Origin of the sequence: Longimicrobium sp., assembly GCF_036280135.1 — a bacterium.
Classification (GTDB): Bacteria; Gemmatimonadota; Gemmatimonadetes; order Longimicrobiales; family Longimicrobiaceae; genus Longimicrobium.
On sequence record NZ_DASURI010000925.1, the window covers coordinates 1 to 7,456 of the forward strand.

The following is a 7,456-nucleotide window of genomic DNA, read 5'->3' on the forward strand; positions in this document are numbered from 1 at the left end:
GCCCAGCTTGTGCGGGTCGATGGTCACGCTGTCCGCCCGCTCCATGGCCACCAGCCCGCGGAACACGCCCTCCTCCGGCCACACCTCCGGCGCGTAGTCGCGCAGGGCCTCGGTGTACTTGCGGCGGCGCCCATCCGCGCCCCAGGTGATGGCGGCCGCGTATCCGCCCCACGCGGCATCCGCGTGCAGGTAGAAGCCCACGCCCAGCTCACGCCCCAGCCGCTCGCGCGCGTCGGCGATGAGGTCCAGCCGGTCCACCGCGCTCTCCTCCGTGGTCCCGATCACCGACACGCAGGCGATGATGGGCTGCCGGCGCGCCGCCAGGTGGCGAACGGCGGCCTCCAGCGCCTCGGGGTCCATGCGAAAGCGCCGGTCCACGGGCACGTGCACCAGCTGCGCCCCGCCGATGCCCAGCGTGCGGCAGATCTTTTCCCACGAGTAGTGGGCCGTGGACGGCACCAGGACCACGGCGGGCGGCAGGGCGTCGCCGTAGATGGCGGCCAGCCGCCGGCCGAACTCCTGGAATCCCAGCCCCTCCAGCGAGTGCCGCGCGAGGGCGCTCACGGCCTGGTACGCGTCGCCCACGTGCTCGCGAAAGCGCGCGGCCAGGTCCAGCGCGTCGCGCGGCGTCACGTTCAGCATCTGCCACAGGTCCAGCTGGTCCAGCGGCGCCTGGAACCCGTTCGGCAGGGTGACGGCCAGTCCGCCGATCCCCATCTCCTCCGCGGCCCAGCGCACGGCCACGGGCAGGTACTTGACGTTGCGGGCCACCCACAGCGCCTCGTAGTTGGCCACGGTGCCGCCGCTGGTGAGGTGTCCCCACTGCGCGTCGGGATCGTAGCCGATCATCCGGGCCAGCTGCGCCGCCACCTCCAGCTCCAGCCGCGTGGTCACGGGGCTGGCTTCGGCCGCCACGTTGTTGGGATTGTACAGCATGGTGGCGAAGTAGCCGATGAGGCTCGCCATGGTCAGGTCGCTCGTCATGTGCCCGATGTAGCGCGGGCTGAAGAACGGAACGCCTGCCTTGAGCTCGCCCAGCAGCCCCATCAGCTCCTGCGAGAGGGTGCTGATGGCCGCCTGGTAGTCGGGGCTGTGCTTTTCGCCCTCGGTGACGTGAAAGCCGTCTTCCGGGTGAAAGTTGCGGCGCCAGAACACGTGGTCGCGAAACGCCTCCAGCAGCAGGCGCTCGAATACGTCGGCGTTTTCGCCCTTGGGTCCCAGAAACACCGACGCGAGGTCCAGGGGAGCCTCGCGCCGGGGTGGATATCGGTCGTCGGTCATTGGATTGCGTCTCGTCCGGGTTCGTGCACTGCGGCGGACAATCTGCTGCGTGCGAACCGCGGGGGACAGGGGACGGGTTGCAGGGGACAGCCTGCCACTGCGCCGGGGGACAGGAGACGGGAGAACGTGATCGTGGATGCCGGACCGCGAAACCCGTATCTTCGCTGCGCGCGGGACCGGTTCCCCGTCCGCGCGCCGGATCACGCAGCGGTTTTCCCCTCACCGTCCCTTCCCCACGAGGCCCCATGAGTGCGTATCAGGTCACCATCCAGATGTCGCAGCAGACCGTCCAGCAGCTCCTGCAGAGCGGCTTCAGCCTGTACGGGCTGCACGCGGCGGGCATGTCCGGGGGCAGAGCCTTGCCGACGGTGTGGTTCAGCAGCAGCCGCTTTAGCTCGAGCACCGTCGTGAGCTGGACGGAGGACTACCAGGTGTACACGTCGCAGAGCCAGGTCATGCCCGGCGCGCAGATCACGACGAACGCCAGCTTTCCCATCGCCCCCGGGATGCAGCTGGACATCACCGATCCGTCCGGGTTCGGGCAGGTGCAGCAGGGCGGCCCGCCGAACGCGATCGGCATCAACAACAGCACCTTCGCGCAGCTCACCGTCGGGCTCGCGCTTGGATCGTCCGCCGGAGGCTCCGCGCCCATCCACGCGCTGCCGCTCTCCGGAAACATGATGGCCGTGATCACGCCCGTGCCGAAGGTGTTCCTGGTGTTCAGCCCCACGTCCATGAGCCCGGGGATGGCGGTGGCACAGGCCTCCGGCTCCGGCGTCCTGGTGGACCTGACCGGTTCGCCGTCGCAGACCGTGACCTTCGATATCAACTCCGGCTGGCAGGGCGGACCCGGCGTGCAGGTGTTCCCGTCCAACCAGAGCCTCGCCCCCATCCTGCTGCAGCCGTAGTCCCGCGTCCCGGGTAGCCACAAGCCCCTCCGGACGGCGCTCGCGCGTCGCCCGGAGGGGCTTTCAGCCGTATGCAGAACCTTGCCGGGAGGTGGTGCCGAACCCTTCGTCCGCGGATGGTCATCCCGGGGCTGCGCCTGGCTTCCTTCGCCTCAGCCGCCCGTATGCGCGCCGTTGCCGCTGGTGTTGTCGGACTGGGTGCTGTCGGCGACGGTGCCGCCGCCCTCGGCCGAAGGGGCCTCGCCGCCCTCCGTGCCGCCGCACGCGGCGGCGCAAGAAACCACCGCCAGGACCAGGAGCATCCGCTTCGTCATCATCCCTCCGTCACGCCCGCCGTAGGTGGCCGTCCCCTGTCCCCTGTCCCCGGTCTCCCGCAGTTTTCCGGCCGCGAACCCCGCCGCCGACGCGCGGAACCCACCGTCCCGCCTCATCCCCCCGGCAGCATCTTCCGCACCTTGGCGAACGCCGAGTACGCGGCCACCAGCGGCTTCGACGTCCGCCGCGACGCCACGCGGCCCTCGCGGATCGCGGCGAGGAACGAGTCGCGGTTGGGCTCGAACGGCGGCACCTCCACGAACGCCGTGCCAATCTCGCCCAGCGTGTGCGCGTCACTGCCGGCGCCCAGCGGAAGGCTGCGCGCCAGGGCCCACGCCTCGCCGCGCTCGTTCACGCCCTCGCCCCAGGTGCGGGCGTTGTGCGCCTCCACCACGTCCACCAGGTCGGCGATGGCGGCCAGGTGGTGCTCGCCGCCGCCCCGCCGCCGCACGTCGAACGGGTGCGGCACGTACACCACGCCGCCCTGCGCGCGAATGCGCTCCGCCGTCTCGCGCAGGGGCGTGCCGCGGGGGATGCGCTCCGTGAGAAAGATGCCGATGAGGTCCGGCCCCTCGGCCGTGCGCACCTCCTCGCCCGCGATGATGCGATCGGGGTGGCGCGCGGCCAGACGCAGGGCCAGGTGCAGCTCGTCGTGGTCCGTGAGCACCACGCGGTCGATGCCCGCGCGGTCCATGGCGGGGACGATGCCCTCGGGATCGTTCAGCGAGTCGTAGCTGGCGCGGGTGTGCACGTGCATGTCCACCCGCAGCATCCGTTGCTCAGCCACGGGCCCCCGCGCGCTTCACGAGTTCGCGCCACACGTCCCGCGCCTTGTCCTGCAGGTCGCCGCGCGTCCCCGTGTTGTGGAGGACGACGTCCGCCCGCGCGTGCTTGAGCTCGCTGGGCATCTGCGCCGCGATCATCCGCCGCGCCTCGTCCGGGTCCAGCCCGCGGTCCGCCACCAGCCGCTGCAGGCGCATCTCCTCCGGCGCGTCCACGAGCACGACGACGTCGAACTCGTCCGCCATCCCCACCTCGAACAGCAGGGGGATGTCGGCCACGACGAGCGATTCGCCCCGCGCGGCGGCGGCGCGGTAGTCCTCGTCGCGCAGGGCGGCCACGGCGGGGTGCACGATGCTCTCCAGCCGCGCCCGCGCCTCGGGGTCGGCAAAGACGATCTGCCGGAGGGCGGCGCGGTCCAGGGCGCCGGCCTCGTCCAGCACCCAGGTGCCCCACTCGGCGGCGATGGCGGCCAGCGCGGGGGTGCCCGGCTCCACGGCGCGGCGGGCCAGCTCGTCCGCGTCCACGATGGTGGCGCCCATGTCGCGCCACACGTCGGCCACGGACGACTTGCCGGCCGCGATGTTTCCCGTCAGTCCAACCTTGAGCATGAGAGTCCGATGTGCTTCTGTCGGTGCGTCGATGGTCCGTCCCCGTCCGTCCGATCCGCGGATGCCGGTCAGCGGCGCCTGTCCGCGTCCACGGCCACCTCGGGGGTGGAGTGGATGTCGTCCGCCGTGTTGGGCAGCCGGTCCGCCCCGGCGGAGCTCACGCGAAAGAACTTGCGCTCGCGCACCAGGAAGTACGGCGTGCCCCACGGGTCCAGGGCCGCGTTGGTGCCCTCGCGCTCCGTGAGAAAGTCCTGGAAGTCCTTCGGCCGCGGCAGCGGGTTTCCCTCCGCCCGGGTGCGCTCCAGCACGCGGTAGATGTTGTTCACCCGGTTCTTGGCCTCCCACTCGTACAGCGGGTTCAGCGCGAACTCCACGTACGGCGTGGCGCGCTCGCGCAGCGGCTTTACGAACACCACGGCCCCGATCATCAGGACCAGGATCCAGAAGATCCGCGACATCTCGGCTCCTCAGACCGATGTCTCCCCGCGGCGGGCCAATCCGCGCCGCGTCCCCATCTTACGACGCGCGGGCGAACCGCGCGGCTCCCTCGTCGTCCGTCCGCACCGTGGCGCGCCGGGCGGTGGCCAGGCGGTCCAGGTGCGCCAGCGTCTCGCGCAGGGCCAGCATGCGCGTGCCGACGGGCATCTCGCGCCCGGGATAGCGCGCGTCCACTACCTGCCAGCAGGTGCGCCCGTCCGTGTGCAGCAGCGCCTCGATCGTATCCGTCTCGCCGTCCGCGGCCGTACGCAGCTCGCGGATGCGGGCCACGCCGTCTTCCGGCGGCCGTCCGTGGCCGGGGAGGACGAGGGCCGGCGACAGCGCCTCCAGCCGGTCCAGCGCCAGGGCGTAGTCGCCCACGGGGTCCGTCCGCTGGCGGTTCACGCCCAGCGTGGGGGTGATGCGCGGCAGCACGGCATCCCCCGCGATCAGCACGCGGTCCCCCGGGCGAAACAGGGAGACGTGCCCCGCCGTGTGCCCCGGCGTCCACGCGAAGCGCCAGCCCGGCGCGCCGGGGATGTCGCCCGCGTCGCCGTCCAGCGTGCCGTCCACCGTCACGGGCGGCGCGAGGGGCTCGGCGCCGCGGCGTGCCTCTTCCACCGTGCGCAGCATCTCCGCGGGGGCGCCGCAGCGGCCCAGCAGTCCGGCGCGGTAGTCCGCCTCGTCGTCGGGGTGCGCGGCGGCGTGCGCCATCCGCTCGGCGTCCAGCCGGCCCATCCACACGGCCGCGCCGGAGCGTTCGCGCACGCGGGCCGCGAGCCCCACGTGGTCCATGTGCATGTGGGTGACGACGTGGACGCGCACGTCCTTCCATCCGCCCGCGGCGGCCCGGACGCCGGCCTCCAGCGCGGACCAGGCGGCGCCGGTGTTCAGGCCGCCGTCCACGAGCATCCATCCGCCGCCGTCCAGCGCGGCCAGGTACGCGTGCACCTCCGGCGGCCGCGCGGGCATGGGCGTGGTGATGCGCCACAGCCGCGGCGCCACCTCATCGGCGGGCGCGGGGAGAGTCATCGTCTGCACGGGTGTTCAAGCAAATATGCTCCGGCGGGGGGCCGGCGCAAGAAAAACCGTAAATTGCGTACCGCGCCGTCGCTCCCAAACGTACGCTGCCGCCGGGTGAATGTGCGAGCCCGGTGATTTCCCGGCGATCGGATGATGTGGATGCGCATCCGCCGAATCGTCGTTCCGCGGCGGGTTCCCGTCGATCGGCCGAGGATGATCCGCAGATGCGCGATCCGTGCTCGCGAAGGTATGTTGTCGCGCCGATCCGCCGATCCGCCGATCCGCCGATCCGCCGATCCGCCGATCCGCCGATCCGCCGATCCGCCGATCCGCCGATCCGCCGATCCGCCGATCCGCCGATCCATCTGCCCGTTCCTCGTCCGTCATCGTGAATCCGCACGCATCCATGCAGACCGACGCGCCGCGCGACCGGCGTCCCGTGCGGGCGCTGGCGCTGTACCTCCTGGCCGTGTTCGTGGGCGGCGCGCTGCTGGCGCCGTGGCTGTACCGCGGCGTGCAGGCGCTGGCGGAATCCGTTCCCGCGCTGGAGAGCGTGGCGCGGATGCCGTTCGCGCGCTACGTGAACCGCGCGCTGATGCTGACGGCGCTCATCGGCCTGCCTTGGTTCATCCGCGGGGCCGGGATCCGCGGATGGCGCGACGCGGGCGTGCCGGCGGGCGGCATCCGGTGGAAGGCGTTCGCCGCCTCGTTCGCGCTGGGCTTCGTCTCGCTCGCGGCCGTCTGCGTGATCGCGCTGGCGGCGGGCGGCCGCACGCTCAAGCCGCGCGGCGCGGGCGACCTGGCGGGAGAGTTCCTGGGCGTGCTGGCCACGGCGCTGATCGTGGCCGTGATCGAGGAGCTGCTCTTTCGCGGCGCCATCTACGGCGGGCTGCGGCGGGCCATGCGCTGGCCGGCCGCGCTGGCGCTGAGCAGCGCCGTGTACGCCATCGTGCACTTCATGGGGCGCCCGGAGAACCCGCCCACGGTGGACTGGCTGAGCGGCTTGCGCGTGCTGCCCACGATGCTGGCGGGGATGACGGCGCTGCACACGCTGGTGCCCGCGTTCCTGAGCCTGACGCTGGCGGGGGTGATCCTGGGGCTGGCGTACCAGTGGACGGGCGACCTGTCCGCGTCCGTGGGCATTCACGCGGGGTGGATCTTCTGGCTCAAGTTCTATGGCTTCGCGACCGCGTCCGTGCCGGGGGCGGACGAGTGGTTCTGGGGCACGCGCAAGCTCGTGGACGGATGGCTGGCGTTCGTCGCCATCGTCGTCGTGCTGACGGCGATCGTGATGGCGAAGCGGCGGATGGAGGGGCGGATGAAGGTCGGGGCGAATGAGGGTCGGGGCGGATGAGGGTCGGGGGCGGATAGGCCAGCGTAGCGGATAGGCCAGGCGCGTGGCGGATTGAACCGCGATGCGCGCCGGTGATCCGATGAGGATCGGCAGCGGGCAGGTTGAGGGGATGAACGCCACGTTCCAGCCTGCGCGGATGATGCCGGTTGCGGATCTGATCCGGTAAGGCCGTCCCTCAGCCGGAGCGAATGAATTCGCCGCTGAAAGTTCGCGTAGTCCGCCTGTGCGGACTGCCCCAGCACCGGCGGCGCCACGTGCAGCGGGGCGGGCTTCGGGGGCTGGAACGCGGCCTGTGTGCACAAAGGGCGGCGTGCGGCAGGAGCTGTCGGCGAAGGCCGACATCGCGCAGTCAGAGCCGCGAATTCATTCGCCGGGGCTGGGGCCTCGCGACGCGATTCAGATCCGCAACTGTCATAATCCGCCTCTGGGACCGCAGAAAGCCCTGTCTCGCGCTGACGCGCGACGCCAACAGGGCTTCATCCGCCAACGCGGGACGGACCCGGCGGAGGCCGCGATCGATGCACGCGCCGGTGCACACGCGGGGACCTCCGCTGGGGCAGTCCGCGAAGGCGGACTTCGTGCCTTTCCAGCGGCGATTTCAATCGCTCGGCGCGGGTGGACTCCGCCGCTACATTCCCGCCGATCCGCCGATCCGCCGATCCGCCGATCCGCCGATCCGCCGATCCGCCGATCCGCCGATCCGCCGA

8 protein-coding genes and 1 pseudogene are annotated in these 7,456 nt (G+C 71.8%); 3 read left to right on the forward strand and 6 right to left on the reverse strand.

Annotation, left to right across the window (positions count from 1 at the left end):
• Window positions 1–1,281 (reverse strand): pyridoxal phosphate-dependent decarboxylase family protein (locus tag VFZ20_RS29775; protein WP_329687605.1); only part of this gene is annotated, 1,281 nt, incomplete at its 3' end.
• A gap of 245 nt (window positions 1,282–1,526) precedes the next feature.
• On the opposite strand from VFZ20_RS29775, the gene VFZ20_RS29780 reads away from it, so the two are divergent.
• Entirely contained in the window at window positions 1,527–2,189 is a 663-nt protein-coding gene (locus VFZ20_RS29780) for a hypothetical protein (RefSeq protein WP_329687606.1), read from the forward strand.
• Between the two features lie 152 nt (window positions 2,190–2,341).
• Here the strand turns inward: VFZ20_RS29780 and VFZ20_RS29785 are convergent, their stop codons facing one another.
• The 5 genes from VFZ20_RS29785 to VFZ20_RS29805 form a co-directional block, all read right to left on the reverse strand.
• Window positions 2,342–2,506, reverse strand: a complete 165-nt coding sequence (locus VFZ20_RS29785; RefSeq protein ID WP_329687607.1) for a hypothetical protein — start codon at window positions 2,504–2,506, stop codon at window positions 2,342–2,344.
• Between the two features lie 110 nt (window positions 2,507–2,616).
• Complete coding sequence (locus VFZ20_RS29790; RefSeq protein ID WP_329687608.1) at window positions 2,617–3,291, reverse strand: PHP domain-containing protein; 675 nt, start codon at window positions 3,289–3,291, stop codon at window positions 2,617–2,619.
• The gene (gene coaE / locus VFZ20_RS29795) at window positions 3,284–3,895 is read right to left on the reverse strand and encodes a dephospho-CoA kinase (RefSeq protein ID WP_329687609.1); all 612 of its coding nucleotides are present in this window, start codon (window positions 3,893–3,895) and stop codon (window positions 3,284–3,286) included. Before coaE ends, VFZ20_RS29790 begins: the two co-directional genes overlap by 8 nt.
• A 68-nt stretch (window positions 3,896–3,963) precedes the next feature.
• Window positions 3,964–4,353 (reverse strand): hypothetical protein, encoded by a 390-nt coding sequence (locus VFZ20_RS29800; RefSeq protein WP_329687610.1) that lies wholly within the window; start codon window positions 4,351–4,353, stop codon window positions 3,964–3,966.
• Window positions 4,354–4,411: 58 nt separating this feature from the next.
• Window positions 4,412–5,404: an MBL fold metallo-hydrolase gene (locus tag VFZ20_RS29805; protein WP_329687611.1), complete on the reverse strand. Its 993-nt coding sequence runs from the start codon at window positions 5,402–5,404 to the stop codon at window positions 4,412–4,414.
• Between the two features lie 397 nt (window positions 5,405–5,801).
• On the opposite strand from VFZ20_RS29805, the gene VFZ20_RS29810 reads away from it, so the two are divergent.
• Together VFZ20_RS29810 and VFZ20_RS29815 are read left to right on the forward strand one after the other, a co-directional pair.
• Window positions 5,802–6,749: a CPBP family intramembrane glutamic endopeptidase gene (locus VFZ20_RS29810; protein ID WP_329687612.1), complete on the forward strand. Its 948-nt coding sequence runs from the start codon at window positions 5,802–5,804 to the stop codon at window positions 6,747–6,749.
• A gap of 518 nt (window positions 6,750–7,267) precedes the next feature.
• Window positions 7,268–7,456, forward strand: a pseudogene (locus tag VFZ20_RS29815) (hypothetical protein); the annotation flags it as partial.

What these genes read in the sequence shown, in the direction of transcription:
- coaE (WP_329687609.1), bottom strand. Translation starts at nt 3,895, where the DNA reads ATGCTCAAGGTTGGACTGACGGGAAACATCGCGGCCGGCAAGTCGTCC.
- VFZ20_RS29780 (WP_329687606.1), top strand. Translation starts at nt 1,527, where the DNA reads ATGAGTGCGTATCAGGTCACCATCCAGATGTCGCAGCAGACCGTCCAG.
- VFZ20_RS29810 (WP_329687612.1), top strand. Translation starts at nt 5,802, where the DNA reads ATGCAGACCGACGCGCCGCGCGACCGGCGTCCCGTGCGGGCGCTGGCG.
- VFZ20_RS29785 (WP_329687607.1), bottom strand. Translation starts at nt 2,506, where the DNA reads ATGATGACGAAGCGGATGCTCCTGGTCCTGGCGGTGGTTTCTTGCGCC.
- VFZ20_RS29800 (WP_329687610.1), bottom strand. Translation starts at nt 4,353, where the DNA reads ATGTCGCGGATCTTCTGGATCCTGGTCCTGATGATCGGGGCCGTGGTG.
- VFZ20_RS29805 (WP_329687611.1), bottom strand. Translation starts at nt 5,404, where the DNA reads ATGACTCTCCCCGCGCCCGCCGATGAGGTGGCGCCGCGGCTGTGGCGC.